At 72.0% G+C, this 19,911-nt stretch carries 18 protein-coding genes; 11 read left to right on the top strand and 7 right to left on the bottom strand.

Going from position 1 to position 19,911, the window contains the following annotated elements; translation table 11 throughout:
- Positions 1-6: 6 nt before the first annotated feature.
- The 3 genes from OOK38_RS26745 (at position 7) to OOK38_RS26755 (ending at position 3,080) form a co-directional block, all read left to right on the top strand.
- Positions 7-1,359, top strand: coding sequence for a peptidase C39 family protein (locus OOK38_RS26745; protein ID WP_266756396.1), 1,353 nt, complete (start codon positions 7-9; stop codon positions 1,357-1,359).
- Between the two features lie 722 nt (positions 1,360-2,081).
- A complete protein-coding gene (locus tag OOK38_RS26750; RefSeq protein ID WP_266756395.1) occupies positions 2,082-2,228 on the top strand; it encodes an SCO1431 family membrane protein in 147 nt (48 codons plus the stop codon).
- A gap of 192 nt (positions 2,229-2,420) precedes the next feature.
- Complete coding sequence (locus OOK38_RS26755; RefSeq protein WP_266756393.1) at positions 2,421-3,080, top strand: TetR/AcrR family transcriptional regulator; 660 nt, start codon at positions 2,421-2,423, stop codon at positions 3,078-3,080.
- Positions 3,081-3,207: 127 nt separating this feature from the next.
- Here the strand turns inward: OOK38_RS26755 and OOK38_RS26760 are convergent, their stop codons facing one another.
- Positions 3,208-4,515: a glycoside hydrolase family 18 protein gene (locus OOK38_RS26760; protein ID WP_266756391.1), complete on the bottom strand. Its 1,308-nt coding sequence runs from the start codon at positions 4,513-4,515 to the stop codon at positions 3,208-3,210.
- A gap of 351 nt (positions 4,516-4,866) precedes the next feature.
- On the opposite strand from OOK38_RS26760, the gene OOK38_RS26765 reads away from it, so the two are divergent.
- Positions 4,867-6,039 carry an acyl-CoA dehydrogenase family protein gene (locus OOK38_RS26765; RefSeq protein WP_266756389.1) on the top strand — a complete coding sequence of 391 codons (1,173 nt, stop codon included), beginning with the start codon at positions 4,867-4,869 and terminating at the stop codon, positions 6,037-6,039.
- Here OOK38_RS26765 and OOK38_RS34565 read toward each other — a convergent pair.
- Positions 6,002-6,301 carry a hypothetical protein gene (locus tag OOK38_RS34565; protein WP_323178829.1) on the bottom strand — a complete coding sequence of 100 codons (300 nt, stop codon included), beginning with the start codon at positions 6,299-6,301 and terminating at the stop codon, positions 6,002-6,004. The two genes, OOK38_RS26765 and OOK38_RS34565, sit on opposite strands and share 38 nt — an antisense overlap.
- A gap of 330 nt (positions 6,302-6,631) precedes the next feature.
- Here OOK38_RS34565 and OOK38_RS26775 point away from each other — a divergent pair, with 330 nt between their 5' ends.
- Positions 6,632-7,744 carry a hypothetical protein gene (locus OOK38_RS26775; RefSeq protein ID WP_266756387.1) on the top strand — a complete coding sequence of 371 codons (1,113 nt, stop codon included), beginning with the start codon at positions 6,632-6,634 and terminating at the stop codon, positions 7,742-7,744.
- Positions 7,745-7,758: 14 nt separating this feature from the next.
- Positions 7,759-8,871: a phosphotransferase family protein gene (locus OOK38_RS26780; protein WP_266756385.1), complete on the top strand. Its 1,113-nt coding sequence runs from the start codon at positions 7,759-7,761 to the stop codon at positions 8,869-8,871.
- A gap of 13 nt (positions 8,872-8,884) precedes the next feature.
- Here OOK38_RS26780 and OOK38_RS26785 read toward each other — a convergent pair whose 3' ends face one another.
- A complete protein-coding gene (locus tag OOK38_RS26785; RefSeq protein WP_266756383.1) occupies positions 8,885-9,322 on the bottom strand; it encodes a hypothetical protein in 438 nt (145 codons plus the stop codon).
- A gap of 268 nt (positions 9,323-9,590) precedes the next feature.
- On the opposite strand from OOK38_RS26785, the gene OOK38_RS26790 reads away from it, so the two are divergent.
- The 4 genes from OOK38_RS26790 (at position 9,591) to fxsA (ending at position 14,255) form a co-directional block, all read left to right on the top strand.
- Positions 9,591-10,031: an Lrp/AsnC family transcriptional regulator gene (locus tag OOK38_RS26790; protein ID WP_266756381.1), complete on the top strand. Its 441-nt coding sequence runs from the start codon at positions 9,591-9,593 to the stop codon at positions 10,029-10,031.
- A gap of 567 nt (positions 10,032-10,598) precedes the next feature.
- The gene (locus tag OOK38_RS26795; RefSeq protein ID WP_266756379.1) at positions 10,599-12,215 is read left to right on the top strand and encodes an amidohydrolase; all 1,617 of its coding nucleotides are present in this window, start codon (positions 10,599-10,601) and stop codon (positions 12,213-12,215) included.
- A 540-nt stretch (positions 12,216-12,755) separates the two neighbouring features.
- A complete protein-coding gene (locus OOK38_RS26800) occupies positions 12,756-13,547 on the top strand; it encodes a polyprenol monophosphomannose synthase (protein WP_266756378.1) in 792 nt (263 codons plus the stop codon).
- 138 nt (positions 13,548-13,685) lie between these two features.
- Entirely contained in the window at positions 13,686-14,255 is a 570-nt protein-coding gene (fxsA, locus tag OOK38_RS26805; RefSeq protein WP_266756376.1) for an FxsA family membrane protein, read from the top strand.
- 472 nt (positions 14,256-14,727) lie between these two features.
- Here fxsA and OOK38_RS26810 read toward each other — a convergent pair whose 3' ends face one another.
- The 4 genes from OOK38_RS26810 to OOK38_RS26825 all read right to left on the bottom strand — a co-directional run bounded on the left by OOK38_RS26810 (position 14,728) and on the right by OOK38_RS26825 (position 18,234).
- Positions 14,728-15,102, bottom strand: a complete 375-nt coding sequence (locus tag OOK38_RS26810; protein WP_003977404.1) for an RNA polymerase-binding protein RbpA — start codon at positions 15,100-15,102, stop codon at positions 14,728-14,730.
- Between the two features lie 255 nt (positions 15,103-15,357).
- A complete protein-coding gene (locus OOK38_RS26815; RefSeq protein WP_266756374.1) occupies positions 15,358-16,707 on the bottom strand; it encodes an MFS transporter in 1,350 nt (449 codons plus the stop codon).
- A 40-nt stretch (positions 16,708-16,747) separates the two neighbouring features.
- On the bottom strand, positions 16,748-17,515 hold the full coding sequence (locus tag OOK38_RS26820) for a glycerophosphodiester phosphodiesterase (RefSeq protein ID WP_266756373.1): 768 nt from the start codon (positions 17,513-17,515) through the stop codon (positions 16,748-16,750).
- Positions 17,512-18,234, bottom strand: a complete 723-nt coding sequence (locus tag OOK38_RS26825) for a YitT family protein (protein ID WP_266756371.1) — start codon at positions 18,232-18,234, stop codon at positions 17,512-17,514. The genes OOK38_RS26820 and OOK38_RS26825 overlap by 4 nt, the downstream gene beginning before the upstream one ends.
- Positions 18,235-18,297: 63 nt before the next feature.
- Here OOK38_RS26825 and OOK38_RS26830 point away from each other — a divergent pair, with 63 nt between their 5' ends.
- Positions 18,298-19,797: a PLP-dependent aminotransferase family protein gene (locus OOK38_RS26830; protein ID WP_266756369.1), complete on the top strand. Its 1,500-nt coding sequence runs from the start codon at positions 18,298-18,300 to the stop codon at positions 19,795-19,797.
- Positions 19,798-19,911 lie beyond the last annotated feature (114 nt).

Genomic DNA, 19,911 nt, shown 5'->3' on the forward strand with positions numbered 1-19,911 from the left:
CCGCCCATGAGCAGAGCCGAACAGCCGTCCCGCAGAATCGTCCTGGCCGCCGCGGTCGCCGCGGCGGCGGTGGGGGCCGCGGGCCCGTCGGCCGCCGCCGCCCCGCCCCGCCGGGCCAAGGCGTCCGGCGGTCTCGTCGACAACCGCGCCTGGACCTCCTACAGCGACTGGCGCGGTGGAACCGCGCGGGGTACGCGGCCCGTGCCGGGCGCGCGTCCCGGCCTGGTGATCGTCTCCCCGGCCGGCACCACGGACTACACCGACCCGCACACCGGCAGGACCGCCACCTGGGAGTACGCGACCTGGACCACACCGGTCCACCGGCTCGCCGTCCCCTCCACGGAGGCCATCGCCTCCTGGAACGCGCACACCCCGGCCGGCACCTGGCTCCAGGTGGAGCTGACCGGCACGTACTCGGACGGCACGGACACCCCCTGGTACGTCATGGGCCGCTGGGCCGCCGGCGAACAGGACATCCGGCGCACCTCCGTGGACGATCAGAGCGACGGCCGCAGCAGCATCTGGACGGACACCTTCTCCATCGACGACGCCGCCTCCGGCCTGCGCCTCGTCTCGTACCGGCTGCGCCTGACCCTCTACCGCACCCCGGGCTCCAGGATCACGCCCACCGTGTGGCGGCTCGGCGCGATGGGCTCCGATATCCCGGACCGGTTCACCGTCCCGGCCTCGACACCGGGGCTCGCCCAGGAGCTGAAGGTCCCGCGCTACTCGCAGGAGATCCACGCCGGCCAGTACCCCGAGTACGACAACGGCGGCGAGGCCTGGTGCAGCCCCACCTCCTCGCAGATGATCATCGAGTACTGGGGGCGCAGGCCCACCGCCGAGCAACTCGCCTGGGTCGACCCGACCTACACGGACCCGCAGGTGTGCCACGCGGCCCGCTACACCTACGACCACCAGTACGCCGGCTGCGGCAACTGGCCCTTCAACGCCGCCTACGCGGCGACGTACAAGGACCTCCAGGGCGTGGTGACCCGGCTCGGCTCGCTCACCGACCTGGAGACGCTGATCGCCGCCGGCATCCCGGCCATAACGTCCCAGTCGTTCCTCAAGTCCGAGCTGACGGGCGCGGGTTACGGCACCTCGGGCCACCTCATGACGGTCATAGGGTTCACCGCGGACGGCGATGTGATCGCCAACGACCCGGCGTCGCCCGGCGACGACGCCGTGCGCAGGGTCTACAAGCGCTCCGAGTGGGAGAACATCTGGCTGCGGACCAAGCGCTACAACGCCTCCGGGAAGGTCGTCTCCGGAACCGGCGGGGTCTGCTACCTGTACTTCCCGGCGCATCCCTCGGCGCGGCAGCGCAAGGCCCTCGCGGCGGTCGGCGTCCGGTGATCCGAGAGGCGGCCCCCAGCAGTGGGGGCCGCCCGTCCGGGCTCGGCCCTGGACGGGATCCACCACCCAGCCCGGGTGGGTCGGCATCGGCGGGGTCCCCGAGCAGGTCGGCCTTGGGGATCAGGGAGAGCGTCTGCGTCTCCAGGGCCACACCCAGGTCGGTGTCGCCGACGAGCAGGCCGTACTGGTCGAAGGGGTACGGGCCGAGCCGCTCCTCCAGCCAGGCGATGTGCTCGGCGGTGAGTCCCCGGTACCGCCGCGTCGGGGCGACCAGGTCGTCCGGGACCACGTCACGGATCGGCAGTCCGTGCGGTCCGGTGCTGTCGACCAGGGTGAACCGGCCGATCGCCGGCTGGGTGAGCTGGATGGCGACCGGCCGCTCCGAGTCGCACGTCCACCGCACACGGCCGTCGGCCCGCTCGGTGCGGTCGGCGAGCCTGCGAGACCGGACCCGTGAAGGCGGCCGCCACGGTGATCGCCGCCGCCAGGGCGAGGCAAACGTGCTCATCGGGGACCCTTCGGTTGGCTGACCGGGATCGTGTGATGCGACGCACACGCGGAGCGCGCCGTTCTTGATTCCGGCGGGATTCGAAGGTGGTCGAAGCGTGGACGTGACCCAGGTCTCTACCGGTGGGAGCGGCTCCGGTGGCAAGGTGGTCGGGTCGGTGGGGAGCCGACGGGAGGCGGGGGGTTCCACCGCACCACTACGTCAGCGAGATGCCATGACCGCGAGCTCCGCCACCGCCCCTCGTCTCCGCGCGCGCACGGGCGGTCCCAAGGACGACGGCCCGAAGATCGTCGAGCACGTCGTGGGCTGGATCCTCGTGGTGGTCGTGGCGATGCTCGTGACGCAGCTCGGTCTGCTCTGAGCCGTCACGCCCCGGAGAGCCGGCGGCGAGGCCCACGGCGGTCCGCCCGCAGCGGCCGGGCCCGCCGCCCTGCGGCCGGGCCGCCGCCTCCCGCCCCGCGGTGACCGGTTGCCGATCGCACCCGAATGAGCGGTCGGCAGGGTTCTGCCATACTGCGCATGTTCCGTCGGCAGTTGGAGACCAGGGCCGAAATTGAATAATAGTCAACAGAGTGGCGTCGACCGTCCCCGGGCGCGGGGCACCGACCGCTCCTTGGCGCGCCGCGCCGAACTCATCGCCATCGGACGGAAGTTGTTCGCCGACACGTCCTACGACGCGTTGTCGATGGATGACATCGCACGTCAGGCGCATGTCGCCAAGGGGCTGATCTACTACTACTTCAAGTCCAAGCGCGGCTACTACCTCGCCATCGTCGAGGACTCGGTCGCGGACCTGGTCTCGCGGGCCGCCGACGGTCTGGAGCTGCCTCCGGTGGAGCGGGTCCACCGCACGATCGACGGCTATCTCCGCTATGCCGAGCACAATCAGGCCGCCTATCGGACGATCATCACCGGTGGCGTGGGCTTCGACACCGAGGTGCAGGCGATACGGGAGGGCGTGCGCGAGGTCATCGTCGAGACGATCGCCGAAGGGGCGTACGGCAGGGGCCGGGTCGGGCCGTTGCCGCGGATCGCCCTGCTGGGCTGGCTGCACAGTGTGGAGGGAGCCACCCTCGACTGGATCGGCCACCAGACGCTGCCGCGCGAGACGATGCGCGAGCTGCTGGTGAAGATGCTGGGCGGCACGATGCGCGCCGTCGAGGAACTCGACCCCTCGTACGTGGCCCCACCCGGAGCCCGCAGGGACGGCTGACCGAACGGCGGCCCCGCGGCAGGGGGCCGGGGAAGGTGTGCCCTTCGTGGACCGCGCCCTGCCCGGACGACTGACGAAGGGGCGGACACCGTGGCCGGTGCCCGCCCCGAGTCGCTTTCGCCGAAGGCTAGTTGATCGACTTGATCAGCTCGCCGTTCGAGGTGTCGCCGCTCAGCTCCCAGAAGAAGGTGCCGCCCAGGCCCTGCGCGTTCTTGTAGCTCATCTTGCCCGCGATGGTCGACGGGGTGTCGTAGCTCCACCAGTTGCTGCCGCACTTGGCGTACGCGGTGCCGGCGACCGTGCCGGTCGCGGGGCACTTCGTCTTGAGCACCTTGTAGTCGTCGATGCCCTGCTCGTACGTGCCCGCCGCCGGGCCGGTCGCCGTGCCGCCCGGCGCCGCCTGGGTCACGCCGGTCCAGCCGCGCCCGTAGAAGCCGATGCCGAGCAGCAGCTTCGAGGCGGGAATGCCCAGCCCCTTGAGCTTCGCGATGGTCGCCGAGGTGTAGTAACCCGCCTTCGGAATACCGGTGTAGGAGTTGAGCGGCGAGTGCGGGGCGGTCGGGCCCGCCGCGTCCCAGGCGCCGAAGAAGTCGTACGTCATCGGGTTGTACCAGTCGACGTACTGTGCGGCGCCCGCGTAGTCCGCCGCCTCGATCTTGCCGCCAGCGGTGGCGTCGGCAGTGATCGCCGCGGTGACCAGGTTGCCGCTGCCGAACTTCGCCCGCAGCGCCGACATCAGGTTCTTGAACGCCGCCCTGCCGCTGGTGTCGCAGGACAGGCCGCAGGAGTTGGGGTACTCCCAGTCGATGTCGATGCCGTCGAAGACGTCCGCCCACTTGGAGTTCTCGACCAGGTCGTAGCAGGACTGGGCGAACGCGGCCGGGTTCCTGGCGGCCTCGGCGAAGCCGCCGGACCAGGTCCAACCACCGAAGGACCAGAGGACCTTGAGGTTCGGGTGCTTCTTCTTCAGCTTGCGCAGCTGGTTGAAGTTGCCGCGCAGGGGCTGGTCCCAGGTGTCGGCGGTGCCGTCCACGGACTGATCGGCGGTGTACGCCTTGTCGGTGGCCGCGTAGGCGTCGCCCATCGCGCACTTGCCGCCGGTGACGTTGCCGAAGGCGTAGTTGATGTGGGTCAGCTTGGCGGCGGAGCCGGACGTCTCGACGTTCTTGACGTGGTAGTTCCGGTCGTAGACGCCCCACTCGGTGAAGTATCCGACGACCTTGGAACCGGCCGCGGCGGCGCTCTCCGCGCCGACGGTACGCGTGGTTGCCGCTGTGCCGGTCTCGTCGGCGGTCGCCGTGCCGGCGCCGGCCAGCAGTCCCGCTCCGAGGACGGCGCAACACGCGGCGGACACCAGTCCCCGGAGTGAAGTGCCCTTGGGGCGAACGGATTCGAGGAGCTGAGGGAGGACGCGGGATCGGTGTGGTCTGAGCATCGTTTCTCCTCGTGGGGGAGGGGAGTGTGGGGGATGGTGCTGTGACCTTCCGGCGGCCGCGCGGCGGCCTGCCGATCGCCAATTGGCATGAACGCGGTGAGGCGTTGAGGGAACAGTAGGAGGACTAGACCATTGCGTCAATGGTTCGGACCAATCCGCCACATGGTCGGCGGACGGCCGTCATCCGGTGAGGGCGTGCCTCCGTTCGGGCATACTCACCGCGCCACAGCCGCTGATCGGCGGGTTCCGCGATCCGGACCGGGAGCATCGGCCGGGCCGGGTGAGACCCGGCGGCGTCGCCCCGCCCGGGTGCGCGTTCGCCTTTGTGCCCGACCAGGGAGGAGCGTCACCATGCCCGACCGCGTGCCGGCGCCGGTGGACCGTCAGCAGCCCACGGACGAGGCCCGGGAGCTGATCTCGCTCGTCCGTGACATCGCGCGGCGCGAGATCGCTCCGAAGGCGGCCGAGGAGGAGGACGCCGGGCGCTTCCCGCGCGAGGTCTTCCGGCTGCTCTCGGAATCCGGACTGCTCGGACTGCCGTACGACTCCGACCACGGCGGCGGGTCCCAGCCGTACGAGGTCTACCTCCAGGTCCTCGAGGAGCTCGCCGCGGCCCGCCTCACCGTCGGCCTCGGTGTCAGCGTCCACACCCTGGCCTGCCACGCCCTCGCGAACTACGGCACCCGGGAGCAGCGGGCCGGGCAGCTGCCCGCGATGCTCGGTGGCGGCCTCCTGGGGGCGTACTGCCTCTCCGAGCCGTCCTCGGGCTCGGACGCCGCCTCCCTGCGGACGAAGGCGGAGCGCCGGGGGGACGACTGGGTGATCACGGGCACCAAGGCGTGGACCACGCACGGCGGGGTGGCCGACTTCTACACCGTGTTCGCGCGCACCGGCGGCGAGGGCCCGAGCGGCATCACGGCCTTCCTGGTGCCCGGCGACGCCGAGGGGCTCAGCGCCGCACCGCCCGAGAGGAAGATGGGCATGAAGGGCTCACCGACCGCGCAGGTGCACTTCGACGGCGTGCGGGTCGCCGACAGCCGGCGCCTCGGCGACGAGGGCCAGGGCTTCGCGATCGCCCTGTCGGCGCTCGACTCCGGGCGGCTCGGTATCGCGGCCTGCGCGGTCGGCGTGGCCCGGGCCGCGCTGGAGGAGGCCGTCGCGTACGCCACCGGCCGGCGCCAGTTCGGGCGGAGGATCTCGGACTTCCAGGGGCTGCGCTTCATGCTCGCGGACATGGCCACCCAGGTCGAGGCCGGCCGCGCGCTCTGCCTGGCCGCGGCACGGCTGCGTGACGCCGGCCGGCCCTTCTCCAAGCAGGCCGCCATGGCGAAGCTGCTGTGCACGGACGCCGCGATGAAGGTCACCACGGACGGCGTCCAGGTGCTCGGCGGATACGGCTACACGGCCGACTTCCCCGCGGAGCGCTACATGCGCGAGGCGAAGGCCCTCCAGATCGTGGAGGGCACCAATCAGATCCAGCGCATGGTCATCGCGCGTCACCTCGTGGGTCCCGGTCCGCGCTGAGGTCGCCTCGCGGGTCCCGGGGCGCGCCGAACTCCGCGCGCGGGTCCTGGATCACGCCGAACTCGTTCCGAGGGTCGCGGGACGCGTTGAACTGCCCCTCGCCGCGCAGGTCCCGGACCGGGACGAAGCGCGGCTCGGCCCGCGGCTCCGCGCTCGCGCCGAACTGCCCGTACCCGTACATCACCGACGGTGCCGCCAGGCGCGCCCACTCGGGGTCGTGGCGGCCCGGCAGCGTGCGGCCGCGATCGGCCCAGGCGCGCATCAGGGCACGGTAGATGGGCGGATCCTGGACCGGCGGGGGCGGCAGCGGGAGGGGTGCCCGGTGAACCGATTCTCCCGGGGCCGGGACGAGGATCCGGCGTCGGCGCCCGGTCGCGGAGGGTGTGGGGCTCATACCGGGGCAACGCCTGGGCGGGCGGACAGGTCACCCGCCCACGGAATCGGGCGTGCGTTCGCGGGCAGACCCTCTGGGGGTCCACCGGCGGAGCGCGCTGTCTGGTCGAGCACCCGCATCTGACGTACCGTCAACTCTGCCGCCGGGGGCCGTACCCTCCGGGCGACGTCGACTGCCGCGCTCCCTGGGAGGCCTGACGTGACCGACGACCGCCCCGTCCCCCTCGACGAATACCCCGTCCATCAGGTCCCGCTGTCCATGAAGCACGTCGCGAGCGGTGACCGGAACGCGTACGACCGCTGCATCTTCCACGTCCTCGACCACCGGGGCCGGGCCCTGCTGATCCTCGGCCTCGGCGTCTATCCGAACCTCGGCGTGATCGACGCGTACGCCACGCTGCGCCTCGGCGACGCACTGCACGCGGTCCGGGCGTCCGACGCGCTCGGCGACGACCGGATGAACCTGGCCGTGGGACCCCTGCGGATCACCGTCGAGGAGCCGCTGCGCCGGCTGCGGCTCCGCTCGGACGACGACACGCTGTCGTACGACATCACCTGGACCGCCGGCTTCCCCGCCCTCTGGGAGCCGCACCACGTTCAGCGCCGCGGTGACAGGCTCACCCTGGAGGGGCGCCGCTTCGTGCAGGCGGGCGGTGTCGAGGGCGTCATACGCGTCGGCGGCGAGGAGATACCCGTCGGCCCGGGGGAGTGGACCGGCACCCGGGACCGCAGCTGGGGGGTGCGCCCGATTCCGGGGGAGGAGGGCGGCCGGCTCGCCGCCGAGAACCCGACCGAGGGTTTCCACTGGATCTGGTGCCCGGTGCGCTTCGAGGACCGCTTCCTGATGGTCGTCGTCCAGGAGGACGCCGACGGGTACCGCTCGCTCAACGACGCGACCCTCGTGCGCGACGGCGAACGTGACCTCCAACTCGGCTGGCCCCAGGCCGACATCACCTACCGCTCCGGCACCCGGCAGCCCACCTCGGCCGTTCTCCACCTCACCCGCCCCCCGGACCGCAAGCCGCTCGAGCTGGGGGTGGAGGTGCTGGCCTCGTCCCCACTCGCGGTCGGTGCGGGATATCCGCCTGCCGACGACTGGCAGCACGGCACCTGGCGCGGCCGTGCCTGGACCGACCGCCGCGTCTACGACCTCTCCGATCCGGCCGCCCATCCCCTCGCCGGTTACGGGGTGACCGACCACGCCGCCCGCTTCACCCTCGACGGGCAGGTCGGGTACGGGATCTTCGAGCACGGCTCGTTCGGCCGCCACGATCCGAGCGGCTTCGCCGGGTTCGACTCGGTCGCGCCCTGAGAGGAGGAGTCGAGATGTCCACGGCACCCCGCCCGCGTACGACCACCCGTGACCCCGAGGAGCTCGCGCGCCGGCTCACCGCCTGGCTGAGCACCCGCCTCCCGGGCGCCGAGGCGGTCGACGTGACCGTCCCGGAGTCCAACGGCATGTCCAGCGAGACCCTGCTCTTCACCGTGGAGCATCCCGAACCACCGCTGCGGGCCTGCGCGTTGAGACTTGCCGCGGACCCGGCCGCGTACAGCGTGTTCCCCGTGTACGACATGGTGCGGCAGTACCGCACGATGCGCCTCGTCGGCGAACACAGCGATCTGCCGGTGCCGCGGGTGCTGTGGCTGGAGGAGGACCCCGGGCCGCTCGGGGCCCCGTTCTTCGTCATGGAACGCGTCGCCGGGCGCGTGCCTCCGGACGTCATGCCCTATACGTACGAGGGCAATTGGCTGCACGCGGCGAGCGACCCCGAACGCGAGCACCTGGAGGCGGCCTCGATCGCGCTCCTCGCCCGGCTCCACGACCAAGTCCCCCTGAAGGAGGCCGACTTCCTCGCCCTGGCCGGAGACGGCAGCCCGCTGCGTCGCCATGTGACGGCCCAACGCGCCTACTACGCATGGGTGATCGCCGGGCAGTCGCGTTCGCCGCTCATCGAGAGCGCCTTCGACCGACTCGAGGCGCTCTGGCCGCGCGACGAGGGCGAGGCGGTGCTCAACTGGGGCGACGCGCGCATCGGGAACGTCGTCTACGACGGCTTCGACCCCGTCGCGGTGCTCGACTGGGAGATGGCGGCACCGGCCCCGCGCGAGGTCGACCTCGGCTGGACCGTCTATCTGCACCGCTTCTTCCAGGACCTGACCGTGGGCTTCGGACAGCCGGGGCTGCCCGGCTTCCTGCGCCGCGACCGCGTCGAGGCCCGCTACGCCCGCCTCACCGGCCACACCCCGCGCGACATGGACTTCTACACGCTGTACGCCGCCCTGCGGCACGCGATCGTCATGCTGCGCATCGCCTACCGTCAGGCGCACTTCGGCGAGGTGACCGTCCCCCCGGACCCGGACACACTGATCCTGCACCACGGCAGCCTGCGGGCCATGGTGCAGGGCAGCTACTGGGATGAACCGGGCGTCGCCCGCTGAGCGCGCGGACCGCTCAGGCGGCCTGGCGCCGCATATCGGGAACGCGCATCGGGCGCGAGCCCGGGCCGCCCACGTGGGAGAACGGCTGCGTCCGCCAGTCGAGGCCCTGAGGGAGCGTCAACAGGAGGGCCGTGTCCTGCTCCTGGAGTTCCGCCGACTCGTCCGCGGGCCGCGCCTCGGTGGCCGTGCGGCCCGTGCCCGAGCAGACCGTGAGCCCGAACGGGTTCCACGGAGAGGCGCACAGCGCGTGCTCCGGAAGGACCTCCTCGTCCGCCAGCAGCGCGATCGGCTGCGCGCAGTCCGGGCAGATCACCCGGTACATCTCGAAGGTGTCGTACGCGTCGAACTCATCGCCGTCCAGGGCGTCGGATTCGACACCCTCCGGCTCGGGCTCGAGAACGGACTGCTGCCGCTTGGGCGCGGTACGACCAGGGCGCTTAAGACTCTGCATGGGATTCTCCCCCTCGGGTGGGCCGACAAGGCACTGCGACCTCGACCACAGCAAGCACTTCCCGTCCCGTCTCTGCGGTAATCACGTGAACATCACGGACCCGGTTCCATCCATGTGTCGTTCGTCACATGATGACCGCAGGTGCCTGGCCCGGCGGAATTTCTCCGCCGGGTGGCGCACAACTGACTCTAGGCCACATCACAAAGCGGGTATGACCTGCGCCGCTGAGGTATCCGGGGGGATCAACGGCCCTGTAGGTTCTTGCGTCATGGAGGAGCTGGACCGACAGATTGTGCAGCTGCTCGTCGCAGACGGGCGGATGAGTTACACCGACCTGGGCAAGGCCACGGGCCTGTCCACGTCCGCCGTGCACCAGCGGGTGCGCCGGCTCGAGCAGCGCGGCGTCATCCGCGGCTATGCCGCGGTCGTGGACCCGGAGTCCGTCGGGCTGCCCCTGACCGCCTTCATCTCGGTGAAACCCTTCGACCCCAGCGCCCCCGACGACATCGCCGAACGCCTCGCCGGCGTCCCGGAGATCGAGGCCTGCCACAGCGTCGCGGGCGACGAGAACTACATCCTCAAGGTGCGTGTCTCGACCCCGCACGAACTCGAGGAACTCCTCGGGCGGTTGCGGGCCCTCGCGGGTGTGTCGACGCGGACGACGGTCGTCCTGTCGACGCCGTACGAGTCCCGCCCGCCCCGCATCTGACGGACCCGCCCGGCCCGGATCGGACCGGCCCACGGGCGTTCGGGCCGATCTCCGGGCGTGATCACGTGGGCCTGCACGGCTGGCCGTGCGGACCGGCCGTGGGCGATCACGTGGGCCGCCCGGACGGAAACGCCGACCGACCCGGGGCGCTGCCGCGGAACCGCCCCGGATCGATGAGGCTCACCCGCCCGTGTGGCCGCGCAGACGTACTCGGGGCGGCCACGCAGACCGACCCCCGGGTGATCTCGGTGACCGCCGGGACCGATCACGCACGCTCAGCCCGAGGCGGTCGGACGGCGCCGCCCGGGTGGCCGCACAGGCTGGCCCGAGGCGGTTGCGTAAGCCCGCTCGGGTGATCAGGAGGTCCCGCGCGGAGCGCCGCGTGGAATCGTCCGCGTGACCGGGCCGACCCGTGCGGACAGCCATGCGACCCGTCCGTGTGACCGTGTCGGCCCGCCGGGGCAGCCGTGCGGATCCGTGCAGGCGACCGTGTCGGCCCGTCCGGGCGGTCGTGCCGAGACCGACCCCGGGAGCGACCCGGCGCCGGCAGGCGCGAGACTGTCTTCCATGAGTGAGAGCACCGCCCCGTCGGACACCGTGCTGCTGCGCGGTGGAGAAGTCCACAGCCCCGCCGATCCCTTCGCCACCGCCATGGTCGTGGAACGGGGACAAGTCGCCTGGGTCGGCTCGGAGGGAGCCGCCGACGCCTTCGCGGACGGGGTCGACGAGGTGGTGGACCTCGAAGGCGCACTGGTCACCCCGGCGTTCACCGACGCCCATGTGCACACCACCGCCACCGGGCTCGCGCTCACCGGCCTCGACCTGTCGGACGCGCCGTCCCTGGAGGCGGCGCTCGCCCTCGTACGCGACTTCGCGGCCGCCCGTCCGGCCGACCGGGTGCTGCTCGGGCACGGCTGGGACGCGGCCCGCTGGCCCGGCGGACGCCCCCCGACCCGCGCCGAACTCGACGAGGCGACCGGCGGGCGCCCGCTCTACCTCTCCCGCATCGACGTGCACTCCGCGGTCGCCACCAGCGCGCTCCTGGACCTGGTCCCCGGCGTCACGGCACGCGCCGGCTACGCGCCCGACGGTCCGCTGACCCGTGACGCCCACCACGCGGTGCGTGCCGCGGCGCTCGGCGCGATCGGCGGCGAGCAGCGCACCGAGGCCCAGCGCGCCGCGCTCGCCCACGCCGCCTCGCTCGGCATCGGCTCCCTGCACGAGTGCGCTGGCCCCGAGATCTCTTCCGAGGACGACTTCACCGGCCTGCTGCGGCTCGCCGCCGAGGAGCCCGGACCGCGGGTCGTCGGCTACTGGGCCGAGCGCGATGCCGACCGGGCACGGGCCCTCGGTGCCGTCGGCGCGGCCGGTGACCTCTTCGTCGACGGCTCCCTCGGCTCGCACACCGCCTGCCTGCACGAGCCCTACCTCGACGCCGACCACACGGGCGTCGCCCACCTCGACGCCGACGCCGTCGCCGCGCATGTGGTGGCCTGCACCGAGGCGGGCCTCCAGGCGGGCTTCCACGCCATCGGGGACGCCGCGGTGACCTCTGTGGTCGAAGGCGTCCGCACCGCCGCCGAGAAGGTGGGCCTGGCCCGCGTGCGCGCCGCCCGGCACCGCGTCGAGCACGCCGAGATGCTCACCCCGGAGACGGTCGCGGGCTTCGCCGAACTCGGCCTCACCGCCTCCGTGCAGCCCGCCTTCGACGCGCTGTGGGGCGGCGAGGACGGTATGTACGCCCAGCGCCTGGGCGCCGAACGGGCCCGCACGCTCAACCCCTTCGCGGCCCTGCTGCGCGCCGGTGTGCCGCTGGCCTTCGGGTCCGACAGCCCGGTCACCCCGCTCGATCCCTGGGGCACCGTCCGTGCCGCCGCCTTCCACCGGACGCCCGAGCACCGGGTGTCCGTGCGCGCCGCCTTCACGGCCCATACGCGGGGCGGCTGGCGGGCCGTCGGACGGGACGACGCGGGCATCCTGGTGCCGGGCGCGCCCGCGGACTACGCCGTGTGGCGCACCGGCGAACTCGTCGTGCAGGCCCCCGACGACCGGGTCGCGCGCTGGTCCACCGACCCCCGCTCCGGCACCCCCGGACTCCCGGATCTGACCCCCGGGAAGGACCTGCCCGTCTGCCTGCGCACCGTGGTCGGCGGACGGACGGTATTCGTACGGCCTAACGAGTGATGTCCCGGGGTTCCGGGGTCGCGATCATGGCCCGGCACCCTGTTGCGCGACCTGCGCATCCTCCGGGCTGACCAGGGCTTTGAGGGAAAAGGCGCAGATCAAGCCAGTGTTGACAGCCGACGGCAGGTGGCCGGTAGGTTCGGCCGGGTCCACCACCGGACGGCCGACCGGGGAACTTCCGCGCGGCCTCGCAGCGCCGCTGGGTCAGGGGTGGTGTGCCGCACCGGCGCATCGCCACTGGCAGCCAGGCCCAGCGCTCGCGCCACGAGGCGAGGGAACGTTCCGACAAGTCGGCAGGTGCGACCCGGGTGGGGCCCGGACGTTCAGTAGACAACGGCTTTCGGTCGACCCGCAGCCAGCGGGTCCCTGGTCGGCCCGAAGGGCGCCGGGCCCCGATCCGCAGCACACGGTTTCCGCCTCGGAACATCGATTGCTACCCGGCTCTCGCGGATTCGACACCCCCGTAGGGACGCTGCGACGCAGCAGCGCAGGTTGGGCGCACTATGGTGGACCCCTGCGTACGGATACGAAGGGGCAGCAGTGAACGACGGCGACGGGACCCTCGCGGCGGAAGCCCAGGGGAGGCAGTTCGGCCCGCTCGGCACGGCCTTGGTGATCATTCCGACCTACAACGAGGCGGAGAACATCAAGAAGATCGTCGGCCGGGTGCGATCCGCCGTGCCCGAGGCGCACGTTCTGGTGGCGGACGACAACAGCCCCGACGGCACGGGCAAGCTCGCCGACGAGCTGGCGGCCGATGACGAGAACGTCCAGGTGCTGCACCGCAAGGGCAAGGAAGGGCTCGGCGCCGCCTATCTCGCGGGGTTCCGCTGGGGCCTGGAGCACGGCTACGGCGTGCTCATCGAGATGGACGCCGACGGCTCGCACCAGCCGGAGGAACTTCCCCGCCTGCTGACGGCGCTCAAGGGCGCCGACCTCGTGCTCGGTTCGCGCTGGGTTCCCGGCGGCCGGGTGGTGAACTGGCCCAAGTCCCGCGAGTTCATCTCGCGCGGCGGCAGCCTCTACTCCCGTGTGCTGCTCGACGTACCGATCCGGGACGTGACCGGCGGCTACCGTGCCTTCCGGGCCGAGACCCTCACGGGCCTCGGCCTCGGTGAGGTCGCCTCCCAGGGCTACTGCTTCCAGGTGGACCTGGCCCGCCGCGCGGTGAAGGCCGGCTACCACGTCGTCGAGGTCCCCATCACGTTCGTCGAGCGCGAGCTGGGCGATTCCAAGATGAGCCGCGACATCCTCGTGGAAGCGCTGTGGCGCGTCACCACGTGGGGTGTGGGGGAGCGGGTCGGGCGGATCACGGGCCGCAAGCGGTCCTGACACGCGGGAGCGGCCCACGGGCCGTCCTGACGTCCGGAACGGGCCCGGTTTCGCTTCGGTACCCCGGCGGGGCGGTTCCCCGGCGGGGCTGATCATCCGCTTATCCCGTACTGAGGCGAGCCCAGGCACACTGGGAGCATGACGACAGGCGCTCCGACCCCCACCCACCCCGCCCGCCCGCGGCGCTCGCGGCTGCGTACCTTCCTGCCGCTCGGTGTCGCGGTGTGGCTGGTGCTGGAGATCTGGCTGCTGACGATGGTCGCGCGTGCCACGAGCGGCTTCACGGTGTTCCTGCTGCTGGTCGCCGGGTTCGTGCTGGGCGCCGTGGTCGTCAAGCGGGCGGGCCGCCGCGCCTTCAGGAACCTCAGCCAGACGCTGCAGCAGGCGCAGAGCGGTGTCACGCCCACGAGCGAGGGCGGCCGGGGCAACGGCCTGATGATGTTCGGCGGTGTGCTCCTGATGATCCCGGGCCTGATCTCCGACGCCGTCGGCCTGCTCCTGCTGGTTCCGCCCGTCCAGAAGGGCCTCAGCCGCTACACGGAGCGGACCTTCGACCGCAGGATGCGTGTGGCCGCCCCCGGAACCGTCGGCGACGCCTTCCAGCAGGCCCGTATCCACCGCCCCGACGGCAAGGTGGTCCAGGGCGAGGTCATCAGGAACGACGACCCGCGCGAGCCCGACGGCCACTATCCGCCGCTGAACGGCTAGACACGACGGCGCTCGGCGGGGAAGCCCGCCGAGCGGCCGGACAGGTCGGTGGCCCGGCCGGCGTACGGAGAACGAGCGGCTGCGAGTGGCCCGGGGGCGAACCGAGGCACCACTGCACCCGGCCGGCGTACGAGAACGAGCCGCTGGGCGCGGCGGCGCCCGGCGCGGGCGAACCGCGGACAGCACGACACCCGGCCCGCATGCGAGAACGAGCGGCCGGGCATGGTGCCGCCCGGCCGCTCGCCGGATCTCCGGCCGCGGGGCCCGGTCGGTCGAGCCGAGTCGCCCGACGCGGCACCCGTCCGGCCGACGCTGCCCGCCGACGTACGGATCCGGTCGGCGCTGCCCGCCGACGTACGGTGAACAGCGCCCCGGAACTCACCGGAACGCACGAGACCGCGGGCCCCGTACGTGACGTACGGTGCCCGCGGTCTCGGCGTGCGTTGTGTATGCCGCTCAACCCTCGGAGGGGTTACGCGGACTTGCGGCTGTCCCGCGGATGCACCGCGATGTTCATCGCGCCGGAGCGAAGAACGGCCAGACGCTCCTCGAGGACCTCTTCGAGCTCCTCGCGAGTGCGCCGCTCCATCAGCATGTCCCAGTGCGTGCGCGCGGGCTTCGCCTTCTTTTCCTCAGGGCCGTCGCCGTCCACGAGAAGTGCCTGGGCCCCGCAGACCTTGCACTCCCACTCCGGCGGAATTTCGGCCTCCACCGAGAAGGGCATCTCAAACCGGTGCCCCTTCTCGCATGCGTACTCCACGGCCTGGCGCGGGGCCAGGTCGATGCCGCGGTCCGTCTCATAGCTGGTCACTACGAGGCGTGTGCCGCGAAGAGCTCGCTCACTCATGAATCGTGCCTCCCGGGCTTGTCGCCCACAGGACAGGTGTCGCTGTCGTCGTCATCCGGTCAACGTCCGGTCGGCGGTAAAGATTCCCGTTAAGGGTCATGCGTCGCCGTCGTAGCCGCCCCTTGTTGTACCCACCGTCGCCCGGTTTGTCACATCTGGCATCAGATGTCACCCAACGCTTCAGTATCATTGACGCGCAGTAACGGTACGCCAGGCAGGCCAAACGCGTACACTACCGCTCTTTGGCCCCGGACGCTAAATCCTCTCGGGTACGGGATTGCCCGCGTCGCGGATCGCCTGCCGGATCGGGACCCGCGCGAGCAGGACGAATCCGAGGGCGAAGAAGACCACGAGCGAGATGATGGCGTCCCGATAGCTTCCCGTCAGCTGGTAGGTCAACCCGAACAGCAGAGGGCCGAGCCAGCTCATTCCGCGGTCGCTCATCTCGTACGCCGAGAAGTACTCGGCCTCCTTGCCGCTCGGTACGAGATGCGAGAACAGGGAGCGCGACAGCGCCTGGCTGCCGCCCAGGACCAGTCCGATGCCGGCGGCGAGGACGAAGAACCACACGGGCGCGCCCGCGGGCAGGAAGTACCCGGCGCCGAGGGTGAGCGTCCAGGCGACGAGCGAACCGAGGATGGTGCGTTTCGCGCCGTACGTGCGGGCCAGCCGGCCCATGCCGAGTGCGCCCCCGACCGCGAGCACCTGGACCAGGAGTACGGCCACGATCAGCGTCGACTGGCTGAGGCCCAGCTCCTCGGAGCCGTAGACCGAGGCCTGCGAGATGACCGTCTGGATGCCGTCGTTGTAGATGAGGTAGGCGAGCAGGAAGGAGAGCGTGAGCGGTTTCCCGCGCATGTCGCGCAGTGTGGCGGCCAGCTGCCGCCATCCGTGCGCGGACGCCTGTCCGGCGGAGGCCGTACGGCGGTCGCGCAGCCGCCTCAGCGGTACGAGGGTGAAGGCGCCCCACCAGACACCCGCCGAGGCGAGACAGATCCGCACGGCCGTCGCCTCGGAGACGCCGAAGCTGTCATGGGCCGTGAACAGGATCAGGTTCGCGACCAGGACCAGCGCGCCCGCCGCGTATCCGAAGGCCCAGCCCCGGGAGGAGACGGCGTCGCGCTCCTCGGGCGGGGCGATCTGCGGCAGGTAGGAGTTGTAGAGGACCATCGAGACGGCCAGCGAGGCGTTCGCGATGATCAGCAGCAGTCCGCCCAGCAGATAGCGGTCGCCGTCCAGGAAGAACATGCCCGCGGTGGCTCCGGCGCCCAGATAGGCCGCCGCGGCGAGCAGCGGCTTCTTGCGGCCCGTGCGGTCGGCGGCCGCGCCCGCGATCGGCATCACGAAGATCGACAGGATGACGGAGGCGGAGACCGCGTACGCGAAGAAGGAACCGGCGCGGACCGGGACCCCCAGGGGATGGACGAACCCGTCCGCGTCCGCCGCGTGCTTGGCCACCGCTGTCAGATAGGGGCCGAGGAACACGGTGAGCACGCTCGTCGAATAGACGGAGCAGGCCCAGTCGTAGAAGTACCAGCCTCGTTGTTCTCGCCGGCGTTCGGCGGCCTCCTCGGCCGCCCCCACCCGCACGGTGTCCGTGCTCACCCGTGCCCTCGCTTCTCCGTGAAGGACCGCGCGAGGAGGCTCAGAACCAGGTGCCCCGGTCTTCCAGGACCTTGCGCAGCGTGTCGATGTGATCGGTCATGATGCCATCGACTCCCAGATCCAGGAGCCGGTGCATGCGTTCCGGTTCGTTCACGGTCCACACATGCACCTGGAGCCCGCGCGCGTGGGCGGCCCGTACGAAACGACGGTCCACCACCGGCACACCCGACTGGGTCTCGGGCACCTGGGCCGCGACGGCGGAGCGGCGCACCGCGGCCGGTGCGCCCCAGGAGCGCAGCCGCAGGTTGAGCACTCCGCGGGTGCCGAAGGACGTGGCCAGGCGCGGTCCGGCCCGATGCTGGGCGCGGACCACGCGCGCCTCCGAGAACGAACCGACGCAGACCCGGTCCCAGGCGTCGGTGCGGCCGATCAGATCGAGCAGCGGGAGGAGAGCGGGTTCGGCCTTGACGTCGACGTTCCAGCGCACATAGGGGAAGGTCTCGAGCAGCTCCTCGAAGAGGGGTACCGGCTCCTGGCCCGCCACGCGCGCCTGGCGCACGTCGTCCCAGGGGAGGTCCGCGATCCGGCCCGCGCCGTCCGTCACCCGGTCCAGGGTCGTGTCGTGGAAGGCGACCAGCCTGCCGTCCGCCGTGGCGTGCACATCGGTCTCGATGTAGCGGTATCCGGCGTTCACCGCCCGCCGGAACTGGGTCAGTGTGTTCTCCAGACCGTCCGCCGACCCGCCGCGGTGCGCGAAGGGGATCGGGCCGGGATGGTCGAGGTACGGGTGAAGGGTGCGGGTGCTCACCCGGGCAGTATGGCGCGCTCCGGTCGACCGGTGGCAACAACCGCGCTGCCGACCGGTGCCGGACGGGCGGCGAACACGCGCAGGAAGAGCTGGGCGAGGGGCCCGATGGCGACGGCGTACAGCACCGTGCCGACGCCGACCGTACCGCCGAGCGCGAAGCCGGTCGCGACGACGGCCACTTCGAGGACCGTGCGCACCAGCCGGACCGAGCGGCCCGTTCGCCGGTGCAGTCCCGTCATCAGACCGTCGCGGGGACCCGGACCGAAGCGGGCGGAGATGTACAGGCCCGTCGCCACACCGTTCAGCACGATGCCCGCCACCAGCAGCGGAATCCGTACGGCCAGGGCGTGCGCGTCCGGGACCAGCGCGAGGGTGCCGTCCATGGCGATGCCGACCACGAAGACGTTGGAGACGGTGCCGAGGCCGGGGCGCTGGCGCAGCGGGATCCACAGGAGCAGCACCGCGGCTCCCACGATGATCGACACCACGCCGATCGTCAGACCGGTCAGCTCGGCGAGACCCTGGTGCAGCACGTTCCACGGCTCCAGTCCGAGACCCGCTTCCACGAGGAGCGCCGAGCTCGCACCGTACAGAGCGAGGCCGGCGTAGAGCTGGACGAGGCGGCGGGGAAGCCGTCCTGGTCCGGGAGCCTCGGCAGGTGCGGACTCGGAAGGTGTGGACACGGGATGCCCCCCAGTGGTGGTAGTGGCCTGGCGCATGACACTCTGTGGCTTGAGAAGTGGTCGCATCCATGGCCAATTCGGGGAAGGTGGACTGGAATCATGGCGCAGTGGACTTCAGCGGTGGGGGCCGCACAGCTCGCCCGGCTCCTCAACTCCCAGCAGGAGCGCCCCGCGGGGCCGGGCACCCGTCGTCCGCCCGCGTATCGCGCGCTCGCCGACGGTGTCCGGCTGCTCGTGCTCGAAGGGCGGGTCCCGGTCGCCGCGCGACTGCCCGCCGAGCGGGAGCTGGCGCTGGCCCTGTCCGTCAGCCGCACGACCGTCGCCGCGGCCTACGAGGCGCTGCGGGCCGAGGGCTTCCTGGAGTCCCGCCGCGGAGCCGGCAGCTGGACCGCGGTCCCCGCCGGAAATCCGCTGCCCGCGCGCGGTCTGGAGCCGCTGCCTCCCGAGACCCTCGGTTCGATGATCGATCTCGGCTGCGCGGCGCTCCCCGCGCCCGAGCCGTGGCTGACCCGCAGCGTGCGGGGCGCTCTGGAGGAGCTGCCGCCGTACGCGCACACGCACGGCGACTACCCCGCCGGACTGCCCGCGCTGCGCGCGATGCTCGCCGAGCGGTACACGGCGCGCGGCATCCCGACCATGCCCGAGCAGATCATGGTGACCACCGGAGCGATGGGCGCGATCGACGCGATCTGTCATCTCTTCGCCGGCCGTGGCGAGCGCATCGCCGTCGAGTCGCCCTCCTACGCCAACATCCTCCAGCTGATGCGCGAGGCCGGTGCCCGGCTGGTGCCCGTCGCGATGGCAGAGGGGCTGGCCGGCTGGGACATGGACCGCTGGCGCCAGGTCCTGCGTGACGCGGCCCCCCGGCTCGCCTACGTCGTCGCCGACTTCCACAACCCCACCGGGGCGCTCGCCGGCGAGGACCAGCGGCGCGGCCTGGTGGACGCGGCGCGCTCGGCGGGCACCGTCCTGGTCGTCGACGAGACGATGAGCGAACTGCATCTGGACGAGGGCCTGGAGATGCCGCGTCCCGTGTGCGGCTTCGACCCGGCGGGCTCGACCGTGATCACCGTGGGCTCGGCGAGCAAGGCCTTCTGGGCGGGTATGCGGATCGGCTGGGTGCGGGCCGCGCCCGACGTCATCCGCAGCCTGGTCGCCGCGCGCGCGTACGCCGACCTGGGCACGCCCGTGCTGGAGCAGCTCGCCGTGAACTGGTTGCTCAGCACGGGGGGCTGGGAGCAGGCGGTCGAGATCCGGCGCGGCCAGGCCCGCGAGAACCGCGACGCCCTCGTCGCGGCCGTCCGCAGGGAGCTGCCCCGGTGGGAGTTCTCGGTGCCGCACGGAGGCCTCACCCTGTGGGTGCGCACGGGCGGTCTGTCCGGGTCGCGGCTGGCCGAGGTCGGCGAGCGCGTGGGCGTGCGCGTGCCCTCGGGGCCCCGGTTCGGGGTGGACGGCGCCTTCGAGGGGTATGTGCGGCTGCCGTTCACCGTGGGCGGGGCGGTCGCGGAGGAGGCGGCGACGCGGCTGGCCGCGGCGGCCCGGCTGGTGGAGACCGGCGCGAGCGGAGGCGACGAAGGACCGCGGACGTTCGTGGCCTAGCGGCTCGGACGCAGGGGGCACGGACGCAGGGGGGCACGGACGACGGAGCGGCACGCATGACGGACGGGCCGGAAACTCACCAGGAGTTTCCGGCCCGTCCGTCATGCACGCGAG

The organism is Streptomyces sp. NBC_00568, from assembly GCF_026341855.1.
GTDB lineage: Bacteria > Actinomycetota > Actinomycetes > Streptomycetales > Streptomycetaceae > Streptomyces.